The 15,795-nt window shown below is 71.0% G+C and carries 11 protein-coding genes and 1 pseudogene; 6 read left to right on the top strand and 6 right to left on the bottom strand.

The window, feature by feature from the left end:
* Positions 1–24 precede the first annotated feature (24 nt).
* Both U3649_RS01015 and U3649_RS01010 read right to left on the bottom strand, forming a co-directional pair.
* Positions 25–1,281 (bottom strand): multifunctional CCA addition/repair protein, encoded by a 1,257-nt coding sequence (locus tag U3649_RS01015; RefSeq protein WP_407353047.1) that lies wholly within the window; start codon positions 1,279–1,281, stop codon positions 25–27.
* Between the two features lie 102 nt (positions 1,282–1,383).
* A complete protein-coding gene (locus U3649_RS01010) occupies positions 1,384–3,315 on the bottom strand; it encodes a transglycosylase SLT domain-containing protein (RefSeq protein WP_407353046.1) in 1,932 nt (643 codons plus the stop codon).
* Positions 3,316–3,646: 331 nt separating this feature from the next.
* On the opposite strand from U3649_RS01010, the gene U3649_RS01005 reads away from it, so the two are divergent.
* The 3 genes from U3649_RS01005 (at position 3,647) to U3649_RS00995 (ending at position 8,846) form a co-directional block, all read left to right on the top strand.
* Positions 3,647–4,435 carry a sulfite exporter TauE/SafE family protein gene (locus U3649_RS01005; RefSeq protein WP_407353045.1) on the top strand — a complete coding sequence of 263 codons (789 nt, stop codon included), beginning with the start codon at positions 3,647–3,649 and terminating at the stop codon, positions 4,433–4,435.
* A 5-nt stretch (positions 4,436–4,440) separates the two neighbouring features.
* Positions 4,441–5,631: a nitrate/nitrite transporter gene (locus tag U3649_RS01000; protein ID WP_407353044.1), complete on the top strand. Its 1,191-nt coding sequence runs from the start codon at positions 4,441–4,443 to the stop codon at positions 5,629–5,631.
* Between the two features lie 341 nt (positions 5,632–5,972).
* Positions 5,973–8,846: a TonB-dependent receptor gene (locus U3649_RS00995; protein WP_407353043.1), complete on the top strand. Its 2,874-nt coding sequence runs from the start codon at positions 5,973–5,975 to the stop codon at positions 8,844–8,846.
* Between the two features lie 148 nt (positions 8,847–8,994).
* On the opposite strand, the gene U3649_RS00990 is transcribed toward U3649_RS00995, so the two are convergent.
* The 4 genes and pseudogenes from U3649_RS00990 to U3649_RS00975 form a co-directional block, all read right to left on the bottom strand.
* Positions 8,995–9,777 carry an endonuclease/exonuclease/phosphatase family protein gene (locus U3649_RS00990; RefSeq protein WP_407353042.1) on the bottom strand — a complete coding sequence of 261 codons (783 nt, stop codon included), beginning with the start codon at positions 9,775–9,777 and terminating at the stop codon, positions 8,995–8,997.
* Between the two features lie 33 nt (positions 9,778–9,810).
* The gene (locus U3649_RS00985; RefSeq protein ID WP_407353041.1) at positions 9,811–10,641 is read right to left on the bottom strand and encodes a thiol:disulfide interchange protein DsbA/DsbL; all 831 of its coding nucleotides are present in this window, start codon (positions 10,639–10,641) and stop codon (positions 9,811–9,813) included.
* 55 nt (positions 10,642–10,696) lie between these two features.
* Complete coding sequence (locus tag U3649_RS00980; protein WP_407353040.1) at positions 10,697–11,356, bottom strand: thiol:disulfide interchange protein DsbA/DsbL; 660 nt, start codon at positions 11,354–11,356, stop codon at positions 10,697–10,699.
* Positions 11,357–11,627: 271 nt separating this feature from the next.
* A pseudogene (locus U3649_RS00975) lies at positions 11,628–12,401 on the bottom strand (c-type cytochrome); the annotation flags it as partial.
* Positions 12,402–12,537: 136 nt separating this feature from the next.
* Here U3649_RS00975 and yihA point away from each other — a divergent pair.
* From yihA to U3649_RS00960, 3 genes are all read left to right on the top strand, one after another.
* Complete coding sequence (gene yihA, locus U3649_RS00970; protein ID WP_407353039.1) at positions 12,538–13,143, top strand: ribosome biogenesis GTP-binding protein YihA/YsxC; 606 nt, start codon at positions 12,538–12,540, stop codon at positions 13,141–13,143.
* 187 nt (positions 13,144–13,330) lie between these two features.
* Positions 13,331–13,891, top strand: a complete 561-nt coding sequence (locus U3649_RS00965) for a hypothetical protein (protein WP_407353038.1) — start codon at positions 13,331–13,333, stop codon at positions 13,889–13,891.
* Positions 13,892–14,258: 367 nt separating this feature from the next.
* Entirely contained in the window at positions 14,259–15,623 is a 1,365-nt protein-coding gene (locus tag U3649_RS00960) for a glutamate--cysteine ligase (protein ID WP_407353037.1), read from the top strand.
* The last annotated feature ends 172 nt before the right edge of the window (positions 15,624–15,795 follow it).

The raw sequence follows: 15,795 nt of genomic DNA, 5'->3' as shown, positions 1-15,795 counted from the left end.
TCGCTCGGCACTGGCGGCGGGCCTTCAGGAGATGCCGGAAGCGGCGTCGCCGGCCTCGCCCGCGGCGCTTCGCGCCTTCGTGATCGCGGCGATGCGGGCCTTGCGCAGGGCCGCGCCGATGGCGGGGCCGGCGAGGCCCTCGACGGCCAGGTCGCGCACCGCGACGGCCATCGCCGCAGCGTGCAGGCGCAACAGCTCGCGGGCCTGCGGGTAGTCGTCGTCCGCGCGGCCCAGGCGGCCGCGCTTGTCGGCCTCGCAGACCAGCGCGAGCGGGGCGATGCGTTCGGGCCGGCGGAAGGCATCGCAGCGCGCCAGCAGGTCGTGCACGGTGCTGTCGCGCAGCTGGTCGAGGCGATGGACGTTGAGGTGTTCGCGGCAGGCGGCCGCTGCCAGTTCGCGGTGCGCGGTCGGCACCTTGAGGCGCTCGCACAGCGCGGCGAGCGGCTTCAGGCCGCGGCGCTCGTGGGCGATGTGCTTCGGCCACTCGTCGGCCGGCGTCAGCGCCTTGCCGAGGTCGTGGGTGAGCGCGGCGAAGCCGACGACGGCGTCGCCCGGGGCGAGCCGCGCCGCCATGTCGCAGACCAGTTCGATATGGGCGCCGGTGTCGATCTCGGGATGGTATTCGGCGCGCTGCGGCACGCCGTACAGCGTGTCGACTTCCGGCAGTACCGCCGCCAGCGCGCCGGCAGCGCGCAGGGTGCGCAGGAACGCCGACGGCGTCGGCGCCGCCAGCGCGCGCGACAGTTCCTGCCAGACACGCTCGGGCACCAGTTCTGCGAGTTCGCCGCCGGCGGCCATCTCGCGCATCAGCGCCAGCGTCTCCGGCGCCACGGTGAAGCCTAGGCCGGCGAAGCGCGCCATGAAGCGCGCGGCGCGCAGCACCCGCAGCGGGTCCTCGACGAAGGCGGGACCGACGTGGCGCAGCACCCGCGCCTGGATGTCGCGCGCGCCGCCGAACGGATCGACCAGCGTGCCGGCCTCCTCGGCGATGGCGTTGATCGTGAAGTCGCGGCGTTCGAGGTCCTGCTCCAGCGTCACCGACGGATCGGCATGCACCACGAAGCCGCGATGGCCGCGCCCGGACTTGCGTTCGGTGCGGGCGAGCGCGTACTCCTCGCCGCTGTCGGGGTGCAGGAACACCGGGAAGTCGCGTCCGACCGGACGGAAGCCGGCCGCGCGCATCGACTCGGCGGTCTCGCCGACGACGACGTGGTCGCGGTCGCCGGGCGGCAGGCCCAGCAGCCGGTCGCGCACCGCGCCGCCGACGAGGTAGGTCTTCATGGGAGGCATGATGCCTGATCCGCACGGCGCGGCGTCCGTAGGAGCGCACCGCAGGGGCGCGACGGCTTGGCGGGCACACCTGTCGCGCCCCTGCGTGCGCTCCTACGGAGCCGGGTTCTGCACCGGGCAGACGAAGGGTTTGCGCGGCGAGCCCAGCCGGCCCTGCATGCGATCGCTCACCGGCACCGCGGCGCCGTGCAGGCGCCAGTCGTAGATCACGCTGAAGGCGAGCACGCGGGCGACGTATTCGCGGGTCTCCTTGTAGCTGATCGTCTCGATCCAGAAATCGGGGTCCATCGCCGGCCGCTGCGACTGCCAGCGCGCGGTCGGCGTGGGCCCGGCGTTGTAGGCGGCGATGGCGATGTACGGCTGCCCGTACTTCTCCTTCATCTCGCGCAGGTAGGCGGTGCCCAGGCGGATGTTGGTGGCCGGGTCGTACAGGCTCTCGCCGCCGCGCCAGGACAGGCCGATGCGGCGCGCGACCGCGGCGCCGGTGGCGGGCAGCACCTGCATCAGCCCGCGCGCGTCGGCGGACGAGCGCGCGCGCGGGTTGAACACGCTCTCGGCACGGATCTCGGCGGCGATCCACGCCGGATCGAGCGCGTGCTTCTCCGCCTCGCTGCGGATCAGTGCGTCGTGGTGCAGCGGAAAACGCAGTGCGTACAGCCGCGTCTCCTCCGGCTGCCGGCCGAGGCCGAACAGGGCGCGGTCGAACCAGCCGTTGTCCTGCGCCACCTGGACCGCGATGCGCCGCTGGGTGTCGTCGAACCCGTCCAGCGCCGCGTTCCACTCGCGCGTGGCCCAGCCGGGATAGTCGGCGCGGAACAGCGCCATGGAGCGGACCATCGCCGGCGCGTTGGCGACCCTGGCGCGCGCCGACGCGTCGGCATCGAGCGACCACGGGCACAGCGCGTAGGGCTGCTCGATGCGGTCGGCGGCCAGGAAGCCGTGGAAGTTCGGCTCGCGCGCGGCCTGCGCGTACAGCGCCTGCGCCCGCGTGCGATCGCCGAGCAGTTCGTTGAGGCGCGCGGCGAAGTAGGTCCAGCGCGCGTCGTCGCGCTGCGCGTCGTCCATCTTCCCGATCGCGTCCAGCGCGGCGCGCCAGTCCGAGCGCGACAGCGCCTCGCGCACGCGCCATTCGTGCAGGCGCTCGTCGTACGCCGCGTCCGGCACCAGGTTCAGCCGCCGCGCGGAATCGGGCAGGTACGAGGCCACCGTCCACAGCGCGGCCCGGTAGAGCACGCGGCCGCGGTCTTCCTCGGTGAAGCCGAGCGCGGCGGTGTAGCGCGGCAGCTGCGCCTCGCCCGCGGCCGGATCGTCCTTGGCCAGCTTCGCCAGCCCGTGCGAGGCGACCAGGCGGCTGCGCGGCGTCTTCGGCCAGGCCAGTGCGCGCTCGTGGGGCGACTGCAGGAACGCGGCGTAGTCGTCGGCCAGCGCCCGCTGGTCGTCCGGCAGGCCGCTGGCCGCGCTGCGCATCACCGCGGGGTTCCATTCCGCCGCGGCCAGTTCGATCCGCTCCCAGCGCAGTTCCGGCGCCAGCCCGCCGCGCGCGGCCAGCGCCGCGAACGGTGTGTCGCATTCGTCGGGCAGGGAGTTGCCGCTGCTGCGCCAGATCGCCTGTACGTCGCGGTCCCATTGCACATCGGCCGCGCCGCTGCGCTCGCGCGCCTGGAGTTCGATGCAGCGCAGCGCGGTGTTGCCGATCGACGGCGACCAGGCGGCGCGGATGCCGGCCCAGTCCTGGCGCTTGTACAGGGCGCGCAGCCAATCCTCGCGGAAGGCTTCGGCCACCGCCTGGCCCTGGTAGCGCGACAGGAAAGCCTGCGCCTGCGCCGCGGGCAGCGTGTCGATGTTGCGGCGCAGGCCGGCGTACTCGAGCCAGCCGTAGGCGGGATGCGAGGCCATGTGCGTGGGCACCGGCTGCCCGCGCGCGGCGGCCTGCAACGCCTGCCGCAGCTGCAGGTCGTTGCTCTGCGCGTGAGCGGCGGCGGGGACGGCGGCGAAAGCCAGGGTTGCGGCCAACAGGAGCTTCATTGCAGGGGAGCGTCACGGCATGTGCGATGCGCCCGACTATAGCGGAGCGAAGATGAGCGCTGTAGGTGTCGCGTGGGGTTGCGGCTGAAGCCGCTCCTACAGACGAAGCCGCTCCTACAGAAAAGGAGCGGGGGCACTGAGCCTCTCTTGTAGGAGTTGTTTCAGCCGCGACCCCGCGCGCGCGTCCGCCGCGTAGCGTCCACCATCGCTCGCGATCTCAGGCATCGCCATCGCCCGACACGGGCCAACGCCTCCGCTCTCTTCCGGTGCGGACGCGCCGCGCCGGCGCAATGGCATAGTTCGCCTTCACGGCCGCAGATCCGGACACCGCATGCTCCTGCTCACCTTCCTCGTGCTCGGCGCCATCGCCGGGATCCTCGCCGGGCTGCTCGGCATCGGCGGCGGCCTGGTGCTGGTGGCGGCGCTGGCCTGGCTGCTGCCGCTGTACGGACTGCCGAAGGAGGCGGCGATGCATGCGGCGCTGGCCAGTTCGATGGCCAGCATCGTGCTTACCGCGGCCTCCTCGGCGTTCGCGCACCATCGCCGCGGCAGCGTGCTGTGGCCGACGGTGGCGTGGATGGTGCCGGGGGTGCTGGTCGGCGGCTGGCTCGGCAGCCGCTTCGCGATCGCGCTGGACGGCGAGGTGCTGAAGTGGTGCGTGGCGATCTACTGCTTCCTGGTCGGCGCGCAGATGGCGTTCTCGCGCGCGCGCCCCGGCGCCGACGCCGACGTGGTGCCGCATGGCGCCGGCATCACCGCGGCCGGCGGCGGCATCGGCGCGGTGTCGGCGGTGGTCGGCATCGGCGGCGGCAGCATGACCGTGCCGCTGCTGGTGTGGCTGGGGGTGGCGCCGGTGCGCGCGGTCGGCACCTCGTCCGCCTGCGGGATCTTCATCGGCATCGCGGCGGCGGCGGGCTACGCCCTGCAGGCGCCGCCCGGCGCGCTGCCGGAGCACGCGATCGGCTACGTCTACCTGCCGGCGGCGATCGGGGTGGCGATCGCCTCGGTGCTGTCCGCGCCGCTGGGCACGCGGCTGGCGCATGCGATCAGCGGCGCCGCCCTCAGGCGCGTGTTCGCGGGGTTCATGGTGCTGGTGGGCGCGAGCCTGCTGCTGTGGTGAATGCCGTGGCGGATCTCGCGCCCGGCCGCCGCCCGGCGCTGTGGCTGATGTCGCTGGCACTGGTGCTGGCGATGTCGCCGTGGTTCTCCGCCTCCGCGGTGGTGGTGCAGCTGCGGGCGCAATGGGGTTTCGGCGATTCGGTCGCCGCATGGCTGACGATCGCGGTGCAGCTGGGCTTCGTCGCCGGCGCGCTCGGCTCGGCGCTGCTGGGACTGGCCGACCGCATTCCCGCGCGCCGCCTGATCGTGGCTGCCGCCGTCGGCGCGGCGCTGGCCAACGCGGCGGTGCTGATCGCGCAGTCGCCGGCGCAGCTGCTGCTGGCGCGGATGGCGACCGGCGCCTGCCTGGCGGCGGTGTATCCGCCGGCGATGAAGCTGATCGCGACCTGGTTCGTGCGCGGGCGCGGGCTGGCCCTGGGCGCGCTGATCGGCGCGATCACGGTCGGTTCGGCGCTGCCGCACCTGATCAACGCGCTCGGCGGCGCGCGCTGGCAGGCGGTGATCGCCTGGACCACGGCGGCGACGCTGGCCGGCGCGGTCGTGGTCGCCGCCGGCGTGCGCGAGGGGCCGTACCCGTTCCCGCGCGCGGCGTTCCGGTTCGGCGATGTCGGCGCGATCCTGCGCAACCGCGGCGTGGTGCTGGCTTCGCTCGGCTATTTCGGCCACATGTGGGAGCTGTACGCGATGTGGGCGTGGTTCTCCACGTTCGCGCTGTCGGCCGCGGCGGTCGCCGGCGACGCCGTGCGCGCATCGCTGCTGACGTTCGTGGTGATCGCGGCCGGTTGCCTCGGTTGCGTGCTGGCCGGCGCGGTCGCCGACCGCGCCGGCCGGGCCAGGACCGCGGCCGCGGCGATGGCGGTCTCCGGCGCCTGCTGCATCGCCGCCGGCTGGGCCCACGCCGCGCCGCTGTGGCTGTTCCTGGCCATCGGCATGGTGTGGGGAATCAGCGTGATCGCCGATTCGGCGCAGTTCTCGGCGCTGGTCACCGAACACGGCGATCCGCGCACCGTCGGCACCGCGCTCACCCTGCAGCTGGGCCTGGGCTTCCTGCTGACGGTGGCGACGATCTGGGTCGTGCCGCTGCTGGCGGCCGCGCTGGGCAGCTGGCGCTGGGTGTTCCTGGTGCTGGTGCCGGGCCCGGCGCTGGGCATTGCCGCGATGCTCGTGTTGGCGGCGTCCCGCCCTGGTCTCCGCTAGCGATTCGCGAGGAGGGATCCCGGCGCAAGCGGAAACGGGTGCAGGCCCTGAGGTTTTCCCTGTTTTCCTGCAATCAATTCAATGGCTTGGCTGCTTCCCCTCTTTGTAAAAGGGGTTGGGGGTTTGCTCGGTGCCCGACCAAGCAACAGCAACAGCAAATCCCCCTCGATCCCCCTTTTTCAAAGGGGGAAGATAGGCTGCGAGAAATGCGGGGAAGCCTCAGGTGCAGGCTCCTGATTTCAGTGAACTCCTTCACAGTTCGCTTTTTACAGATTGTTTACAACGGGACCACCGCCGCGTGGACAGGGGCATCGGCGGCCGACCATTCCCAGGAGAGCTAGATGAAGTCGCCCCGCCCTTGCCGACTGGCCCTCGCGGTCCAGCTGTCCCTGCTGCTCGCCGTTCCCGCCGTGGTGTCCGCCCAGGACAACGAGGACCAGACCCGCACCCTGGATGCCGTCCAGGTCACCGGCACCCGCATCAAGCGCGCCGAGATCGAGGGCCAGGTGCCGGTGCACACGGTCAGCCGCGAGGACATCGAGCGCAGCGGCCTGACCTCGATCGGCGACGTGGTGCAGCAGCTGACCGGTTCGGGTTCGGCGCTCAACACCAAGTTCAACTCCTCCGGCAACTTCGGCTTCCCGCCCGACGGCGGCGGCGTCGGTGCCGGCTCGGCGCAGGTCGACCTGCGCCACCTGGGCTCCAAGCGGGTGCTGGTGCTGGTCGACGGCATCCGCTGGGTCAACGAGGCCTCGGCCTCCGGCGTCGGCGCCTCGACCGACCTCAACACCATCCCGCTGGCGATCGTCGAGCGCATCGAGGTGCTGGAGGACGGCGCCTCCTCGCTGTACGGCTCCGACGCCATCGCCGGTGTGGTCAACATCATCACCCGCCGCGACTTCGACGGCGGCCAGGTCACGCTCAACTACGGCGAATTCGGCGAGGGCGACGGCAGCATCAAGGGCGTCGACTTCGCCTGGGGCCGCACCACCGAGCGCAGCAACCTGTTCCTGGGGATCAGCCATACCGACCAGGGCACGGTCTACGCCAAGGACCGCGAGCAATCGCGGTTCCCGGTGCCGGGGACTGGTGTGCGGTTCGGTAGTGCGGGAACGCCTACCGGCCTGTTCGAGTTCATCGATCCCAACACCGGGCAGTACTACCTCATTACTCCCAATGACGGGGCCAGTTCGCCGACTTTCGATCCGGCCCAGACGGGCTGCGATCGTACTGACGATTACCACTGCTTCACTAACGACGATCGCTTCAACTTCGCCGAATACAACCTGCTGATGACGCCCTCCAAGCGCACCGGCGTGTTCGGACAGTTCCGTTTCGACATCAGCCCTAACCTGCAGTGGTACGCCAAGGCGCTGTACAACCGACGCGAGTCAACCAACCAAGCAGCACCGGAGCCGATCTTTCTTGGTCCGGAGGGCGCGACCGGTAATCCGCTGGCCGATGAGATCTTCATCTCCGGCGACAATCCCTACAACCCGTTCGGCTTCGACCTGGTCTCTGGTGACAACCTGATCTTTCTCGGCCGCCGCCCGGTAGAGGGCGGCGCGCGCGTATTCGAGCAGGAGGTCGACACCACCTACTTCAATACCGGCCTGGTCGGCAGTTTCGACGTCGGCAACACGTTGTGGTTCTGGGACGTCAACGCCGCCTACAGCAAGAACAAGGCCGAGCAGACCAACTACGGCAGCTACAACATCTTCAACATCGCCCTGGCGCTGGGCGATCCGGCCGAGTGCGCGGCAGTCGCCGGCTGCGTGCCGATGAACATCTTCGGTGGGCCCGGCACCCTCACGCCGGAGATGCTGGCCTGGATCCAGCCGGTGGTGCGCGACGAGAGCGAGAACGAGCTGAGCCTGTTCTCCGCCAACCTGTCCGGCGACCTGTTCCCGATGCCGGGCGACGCCGGCTACGTCGCCTTCGCCACCGGTTACGAGTACCGCAAGTACGAGGGCCGGTACCAGCCCGATCCGCTGACCGTGCGCGGCCATTACAACGGCGTGCCGTCGCTGCCGACCTCGGGCGAGTACGACGTCAACGAGGTCTTCGTGGAGTTCAGCGTGCCGATCTTCGCCGACTCGCCGCTAGGCAAGAAGCTCGACCTCAGCCTGGCCGGCCGCTACTCCGACTATTCCACCTTCGGCGGCGAGTTCACTCCCAAATACGGGCTGCGTTGGCAAGTGACTGACGACTTCCTGATGCGTGCGACCTACGCGGAAGGCTTTCGTGCGCCGTCGATCGGCGAGCTGTTCGGCTCCGACAGCCGCTTCGACGCACAGCTGCGCGATCCCTGCTCAGAGCCGCTGCTCGATCCTTCACTCGAGGCCAACTGCCGCACGCTGGGCGTGCCGGCGGGCTACGCCCAGCCCAACCCGCAGATCTCGATCACCACCGGCGGCAACAGTGAACTCGATCCCGAGCGCGCCCGCAGCTTCACCACCGGCTTCGTGTGGAGCCCATGGTTCGCCAGCGGCGCCAGCTGGTCGGAGCGGTTGGACTTTGAGGTCACCTTCTACCGCCACACCATCGACGGGCCGATCCAGGCGCTCAGCGCCCAGGCGCAGCTGGACCAATGCGTGCAGACACTCGATCCGACCTATTGCGACGGCATCGGCCGCGCCGCCACCGGCGGCATCAACGCCTTCAACAACCGCCTCACCAACCTCGGCCACATCAAGACAGACGGTTGGGATGTGGACCTGTACTGGACGCTTCCGGCTGGCGATGCGGGACAGTTCAAGTTCGGCTGGCAGAACAGTTTCGTCGGCCACTATGAGGCCGTCGGCGGCGCCGGGCAGCGGCAACCGCGCGAACCCGGGGTCGAGGTGGAAGACAGCGCGATCCCCGAATGGACCTCGACCGCGACCCTGGACTGGGAGCTCGACGGCTGGCGTGCCTCGTGGGCGGTGCGCCATATTTCGGAACTCACCGAAGATTGTGGCGATGCCGTCGCCTTTCCGGTCTGCAGCGACCAGGCCACCGGCACCAACACGCTCGATGCCACCACCTACCACGACATGCAGCTGGGCTACCGCTTCGACTGGATGCGCGGGCTGGAGCTGACCGCCGGCGTCAACAACCTGTTCGACAAGGACCCGCCGTACTGCCTGTCGTGCTCGCTCAACGGCTACGACGCCTCGACCTACGACATCCCCGGTGGCCGCTTCTGGTACCTGCGCGCCGACCTGCGGTTCTGAGCCGAGAGCGGGCGGCCGCCGTCGCCTGCCGCGCCTTTCGTAGAGCGGAGCTCGCTCCGCTGCTCTTGGCTCCGGAGCCTGCGCAGCCGAGCAAGCTCGGCTCTACGGGGTGCGGGCTCCGGCGCTAGCACGCCGGAGCGGGGATGCGTCAGCGGTCGATCCGCAGCGCGTGTTCCGGTACCTGCAGTTCCACCGACAATGCCAAGTGATCCGACAGCGCCGCCGGCATCGCCCGCATCTTTTCGCAGGTCAGCGCGCCGGTGACCAGCACGTGGTCGATCGCCCGCTGCGGGCGCCAGCTGGGGAACGTGTGCACGGCGCAGGACGGCGGCTGCAGCGAGGTGCTGCGGTACAGGATGTCCATCTCGGGGCGGTCGGCGGTGCAGTTGAAGTCGCCCATCAGCACCGCGTGCGGGTGGCCGTGCAGCAGCTCGGCGATGTAGCTCAGCTGCGCGCGCCGCGATTGCGCGCCGAGCGACAGGTGGGCCACGGCGACGGTCAGGCCGGCGTCGCCGTCGCCGAACCGCGCCAGCAGCAGCCCGCGTCCGCGCACGCGGCCGGGCAGCGGATGGTCGTGGACCTCGATCGGCTCGAACTTGCTCAGCAGCCCATTGGCGCTGGAGGCGACGTTGGCGACGCGGCGGTTGGGCTGGTGGCTCCAGTAGTCGAAGCCGCCGCGCTCGGCCAGATAGTGGGTCTGGTTGGTGAACCCGGAGCGCCAGCTGCCAGGATCGCTCTCCTGCAGGCCGACGATGTCGTGCTCGCCGGCCAGCTCGGCGATCTGGTCCAGCGCCCGCCGCTTGTTGCCGGCCGGCAGCACGTGCGACCAGCTGCGCATCGCGTAGTCGCTGTAGCGGCGCGTGCTGGAGCCGGCCTGGATGTTGGCGCTGAGCAGCCTGAGGCGCTGGACGGAGTCGGGGCCTGATGGCATGGCGTGGGGGCGGCCAGCCCGGCGGCGCGCAGCCTACGGCTGCTGCGCGGCGCGCTCGCGGGCGATCAGGTGCTCGGCGGTGTTCAGCACCTGTTCGTAGGAGCGACCGCTCGTCACCCGGTACTTGCCGTTGACGATCAGGGTCGGCGTGGAATCGACGCCGGCGCGGGCGATGAACTGTTCGGCGCGCTTGAGCTTGCCGTTGACCGCGAAGCTCTGCATGGTGCTGGCGAACTTGCCGGCGTCGACGCCGTGCTGGGCGTAGAACGCGCCGATGGCCTCCGGGGTGGCGTTCTGTACCGGCAGGCTGCGCTGGACGTGGATCGCCTCGAACATCGCCTGGTGGGTCTCGTCGACCAGCCCCATCGACTCGGCGGCGAAGAACGCCCTGGCGTAGGGCATCCAGTAGCCGCCGAACGGCGCCGCCACCGGCGTCACGCGGACGTCGGCCGGCTGGCGGCGCTTCCAGGCCGACAGCAGCGGCTCGAACTGGGCGCAGGCCGGGCAGGTGTAGCCGAACACCTCGACCACTTCGACCTGGCCGTTGAGCGGCTGGTAGGGCTGGCCGTTGGGGATCTCGACGTAGTCGGTGCCCGGCTGCGGTTCGGGCCCCTGCGGCGGCTGCGGGGCGGCGGCGGCCTGCGATGCGTCGGCGGGGGCGTCGGCCTCTTCGGCTGCCGGGGCGGAAGCGGCCTCGCCGCTGGCGTCCGGTGCCGCAACGGCATCGGCGGGCGCGACCGCGCCGGTCGCCGCCGGTTGCGCGGGGTCGGGCGTCGCCGCGGCTTCGGCGGGCGCATCGTTCTGCGAGCAGGCCGCGAGGAGCACGGTGAGGAGCAGGGGAAACAGGCCCAGGCGCTGGTTCATGGCGGTATGCCTCGATCGGTGGATTCGGAAGTGGCGAGCGGCGCGGCCGGCCGGGTCAGCGGCCTTCGGCGCGCACCTTGGCGATCAGCTGGTCGGAGATCCGCAGCAGATCCTGCAGGCTGCGCGCCTGGACGCGGTAACGGCCGTTGATGATGACCGTTGGCGTGCCCTGCGCGCCACTGCGCAGCAGGAATTCGTGCGCCGCGTTCAGCTTTTGCCGGGTCTCGTCGGCGGCCATGGCCTGCGCCAGGCGCTCGCGGTCGACGCCGAGCTCGCCGTAGTAGCGGGCGATCTCGCCGGTACTGGCATTGCGGGCGAGACTGCCGTTGCGATGCACCGCGTCGAAGGTCGCCCCGTGCACCCGCGGCAGCTCGCCCAGCGCCTCGGCGGCGAAGAATCCGGTGGCGAACGGGTCCTGGGTCCGGTAGGCCACCGGCAGGTAGGCGAAGCGGACATGCGCCGGCAGCGTCCGCCGCCAGGCCTCGATCCGCGGGTGGAGTTCGTCGCAGATGTGGCAGGCGTAGGAAAAGATCTCCACCACCTCCACCTCGCCGTCGGCGAGCGGCTGCCAGGGAGCGCCGTCGGCGATCAGCACGTAATCGCGGCCTTCCACGGGGGGATCGGCATCGGCGGGCGCGGCGATGGCTGCGAGCGGCAGCGCCAGCAGCAGGCCGGCCAGCCAGCCGAACCGTCGAAAGCCGGGGGGGAGTCTCATCCGATGTTCTCCACGCGGACAAAAAAACGCCGGCCGAAACGGCCCGGCCGGCGGATCGATTCAAGGGCTGTGCAGGGTTTCGACCCGCGACCGGCCCGGAAGTTCACTGCCGGGTCGGTCGTTCGGATTCGGGCGTGGCCTCGGTCTCGGTCACGCCTTCCTCGTCGGAGGCGGCCTCCGGCTCCGGCGCGGCGGCGTCCGCGGTGCCGGCGCCGGCATCGGCCGGGGCCGCCGGCAGCGGCACCTCGTCCGGATCGACCTGCGCCATCGCCGCGCGCATGGCCGCGTCGGGGCGCGGGTGCAGGCCTTCCATGTAGCTGGCCAGGGCCTGGATCTCCTCGTCGGTCAGGCGCTCGGCCACCGTGTGCATGATCTCGAACAGGTCGCCGTCGCGCTCGTTGGTGGTGCCGGCGCGGTACTCCTGCAGGCGTCGCGCGGTGTACCACGCGACCTGGCCGCCGACATGCGGATAGGCCGGGCCGGGATTGCCGGCGCCGGTCGGCCCGTGGCAGGCCATGCAGGCCGGGATGTCGCGTTCCGGATCGCCGCCGCGGAACAGCTGCTGGCCCACCTCGAAGAACTTCATGCCTTCGTAGGGGCCGGATTCGACCACGGTATCGTCGGCGATGCCGGCGCCGGCCTGCTGCTGCGCGAAATGCGCGCCCAGGTCGCGCATGTCCTGCGCACTCAGCGGCGCGGCGAACGGCTGCATGATCGCGTTGGCGCGCTCGCCGCTCTTGAACAGCGCCAGTTGCTGGGCGACGTAGCGCTCGCTCTGGCCGGCGATGCTCGGGTAGATGTCGCGCACCGTGCTGTTGCCGTCCAGCCCGTGGCAGGCGGCGCAGGTGCCGGCCAGGGTGGCGCCGCGCTCGGGATCGCCCCACTCGGCGTCGGCCAGGTCGGCGACCGCGGACTCCTCCAGCGGCGCGGCCTCGACCGGCGCCTCCTCCGGCAGGGGGACGGTCGTGGACTGGGCGAGGGCGACCGCACCGGTCACCCCGAGGGCGGCGAGGACGGCGATACCGTAAGCGCGAGCGTGGCGCATTGCTGGGCTCCGAAACACAGGAATCGGGCGCGAGGTGCGCCCGGCATGACGCGGAATTATCGTCGGCGGCCGCAAGCGCGGTCAAACCAGCATCGTCGAGCGGCGGCGCGGGGCCCGGCCGTGCGATGCTAGTGCCATGTCCGATCCCCTCGCCCGCGCGCAATACCGGCTGGCCGCGCACACGCCGGCGCAGCTGCCGCCGGACCTCGGCTACGAGGTCGCCTTTGCCGGCCGCTCCAATGCCGGCAAGTCCAGCGCGCTCAATACCCTGTGCCGGCAGAACGCGCTGGCGCGGGTTTCCAAGACCCCCGGGCGCACCCAGCAGCTGGTGTTCTTCCAGATCGCGCCGCACGAGGACCGACACCTGGTCGACCTGCCCGGCTACGGCTACGCCAAGGTGCCGCGCGAACTGCAGGCGCACTGGCAGGCCTTCGTCGCCGGGTACTTTGAGCGCCGCCAGGCGCTGAAGGGCCTTGTGGTGGTGATGGACATCCGCCATCCACTGAAGGACTACGACCGGCAGATGCTCGGCTACGCGGTGGAACGCGGGCTGCCGGCGCACGCGTTGCTGACCAAGGCCGACAAGCTCGGCCGCGGCGCCGCCGGCAACGCGCTGCAGGCGGTGCGCCGCGAGCTGAAGGCCGACTACGGCGACGGCGTGAGCGTGCAGACGTTCTCGGCCCTGGCCAAGCAGGGCGTCGACGAGGCACGCGCGGTCGTCGCCGGCTGGCTCGGCCTGTAGAGCGGAGCTTGCTCCGCTGCACTTGGCTCCGGAGCCGGGAGCAGCGGAGCAAGCTCCGCTCTACGGTGGGGTGCCGAACGGTGGGGGTGCCGACGAGCGTCGTGCCGGTGGCATCTTCCGGGACCGAATCGCGTATTGACCAGTGATGCCGGCCACCGGCCGGCGCACCATGGGGGGAGCGCGTGCGATGAAGAGACGAAGCCTTGGACTGCTGGTGGCGCTGTGGGTCGCCGGCGATGCGACCGGGGTGGAACCCGAGGTCGCCGCCGAGCAGGTCAACCTCGATGCCACGCAGCAGCTGGCCCTCGGCGGCTCGGTGCGCCAGCGCCTGGCGCAGGCGTTCGAACTGTTCGAGCCCGGCGTGCTCAGCCACGTGATGGTGCCGATGTCCTGCCAGCCGAAGGCGACGATCTACGTCACCATCGAGAAGACCAGCGGCGGCGCGCCCGACGGCGCGATCCTCGCAGTGCAGAAGGTACCCGGCTACGTGTTCACCTCGATCCCGACCCCGGCGGTCGGCATGCGCATGGTGGAGTTCGTCGAGCCGGCGAAACTCGACCCCGGGCAGTACGCCTTCACCCTGACGGCCAAGGGCGGCGATTGCGGCGTCTACGTCGGGCCGAGCGGCAGCAGCTACTCCGGCGGGCGCGGTTTCTTCATCGCCGACGGCAACGGCCCCGCCTGGATCGAGCTGTTCGATGCCGGCGGCGTGCGCGACCTGGCGTTCCAGGTCTACCTGCGGCCCTAGGCCGTACCGACAGTCGTGCCCTCCGCCGACATCCGTAGGAGGGGCTTCAGCCCCGGCCGCGTTCGGATCAATAGAAAACGCGTCTGCCGTTGTTTCCCTTCGCAACGCGCGGCGGCGCGTTCATCGTGGTCGCCGCCGATGCATCTGCCTGGCGCGGTCGGGGCCGGAGCCCCTCCTGCAAGGGCATGGGCGTGAAAAGTGGACGTCGAGACGCCTTGGAGCACGTCCGGCGCCCGCGCGACAGCGGCACGTGCGGAACACAGCAGCCCCGGCGGTGGCGCGGACCGCCCGCCGGGCAGCCGCTATAGTGCGAGTTTGCGGCGGCGGGAGATGCCGTCGCGCCCGTCCCCGAACCGAGCGTGCGTCCTTGTCCAGCCCGAGCCACGCCAGCGACGCTCCGATCCATGACCGGCAGCAGCTGGTCGACTACATCGCCGCGGGCGAGAAACCGCGACCCGACTGGCGCATCGGCACCGAGCACGAGAAGTTCGGCTTTCGCCTGGACGACCTGCGTCCGCCGGCGTTCGACGGCGAGCGCGGCATCGAGGCGCTGTTGCAGGGCATGGCGCGCTTCGGCTGGGAAGAGATCCGCGAGCGCGGCCGCACCATCGCGCTGCTGCGCGACGGCGCCTCGGTCACGCTGGAGCCGGCGGGCCAGCTGGAGCTGTCCGGCGCGCCGCTGGAAAGCATCCACCAGACCTGCAGCGAGGTCGGCGCGCACCTGCTCGAGGTCAAGACCGTCGCCGACGAGCTGCGCCTGGGCTTCCTCGGCATGGGCTTCCAGCCGAAGTGGCGGCGCGAGGAGATGCCGTGGATGCCCAAGGGCCGCTACGGGATCATGCGCGCCTACATGCCGAAGGTCGGCGGCCTCGGCCTGGACATGATGACCCGCACCTGCACCGTGCAGGTCAACCTCGACTACGCCGACGAGGCCGACATGGTGCGCAAGTTCCGCGTCTCGCTGGCGCTGCAGCCGGTCGCCACCGCACTGTTCGCCGACTCGCCGTTCGCCGAAGGACGGCCCAACGGCTATCTCAGCTACCGCTCGCACATCTGGACCGACACCGATCCGGACCGCACCGGCATGCTCGATTTCGTGTTCGACGCAGGCTTCGGCTACGAGCGCTACGTCGACTATATCCTCGACGTGCCGATGTACTTCGTCTACCGCGAGGGCGACTACGCCGACGCCAGCGGGCAGAGCTTCCGCGACTTCCTCGACGGCCGCCTGCCGGCCGCGCCCGGGGTGCTGCCGACGCTGCGCGACTGGTCGGACCACATGACCACCGCCTTCCCGGAAGTGCGGCTGAAGAAGTACCTGGAGATGCGCGGCGCCGATGGCGGCCCCTGGAACCGGCTGTGCGCGCTGCCGGCGTTCTGGACCGGGCTGCTGTACGACGATGCCGCGCTCGATGCCGCCTGGGACCTGGTGAAGGACTTCAGCCTGGCCGAGCGCCACGCGCTGCGCGACGGCGTGCCCCGCCACGCGCTCGGGCTGCCGTTCCGCGGCGCGACGGTGCGCGAGCTGGCGATGGAGGCGCTGAAGATCTCCGCCGCCGGCCTGCGCCGCCGCGACGCGCGCAACGCCCAGGGCGCCGACGAGACGCGCTTCCTCGAGCCGCTGATCGAGTTCGCCGAATCCGGCCAGACCCCGGCCGAGCGCAAGCTCGCGCTGTACCACGGCGAGTGGGGCGGCGACATCGACCGCGTGTTCCGCGAGTTCGCGTACTAGAGCCGGAAATCGGGAATCGGGAATCGAAAGAGCGCAACGCCTTTGCTCGTCATCCCGGCGAAGGCCGAGGATCCAGTTGCTTTCGCAACCATATTGAATGGATGACCAGCCCTTCGAGCTGTTGAAAAGCGCCTCCGGCTTGCGCCGGGGCGACGCGGTATCCGTTCATCGC

The sequence above is a fragment of the Luteimonas sp. R10 genome (assembly GCF_045689605.1).
Lineage (GTDB): Bacteria > Pseudomonadota > Gammaproteobacteria > Xanthomonadales > Xanthomonadaceae > Luteimonas.
This window is presented reverse-complemented; position numbering and strand designations above follow the sequence as displayed.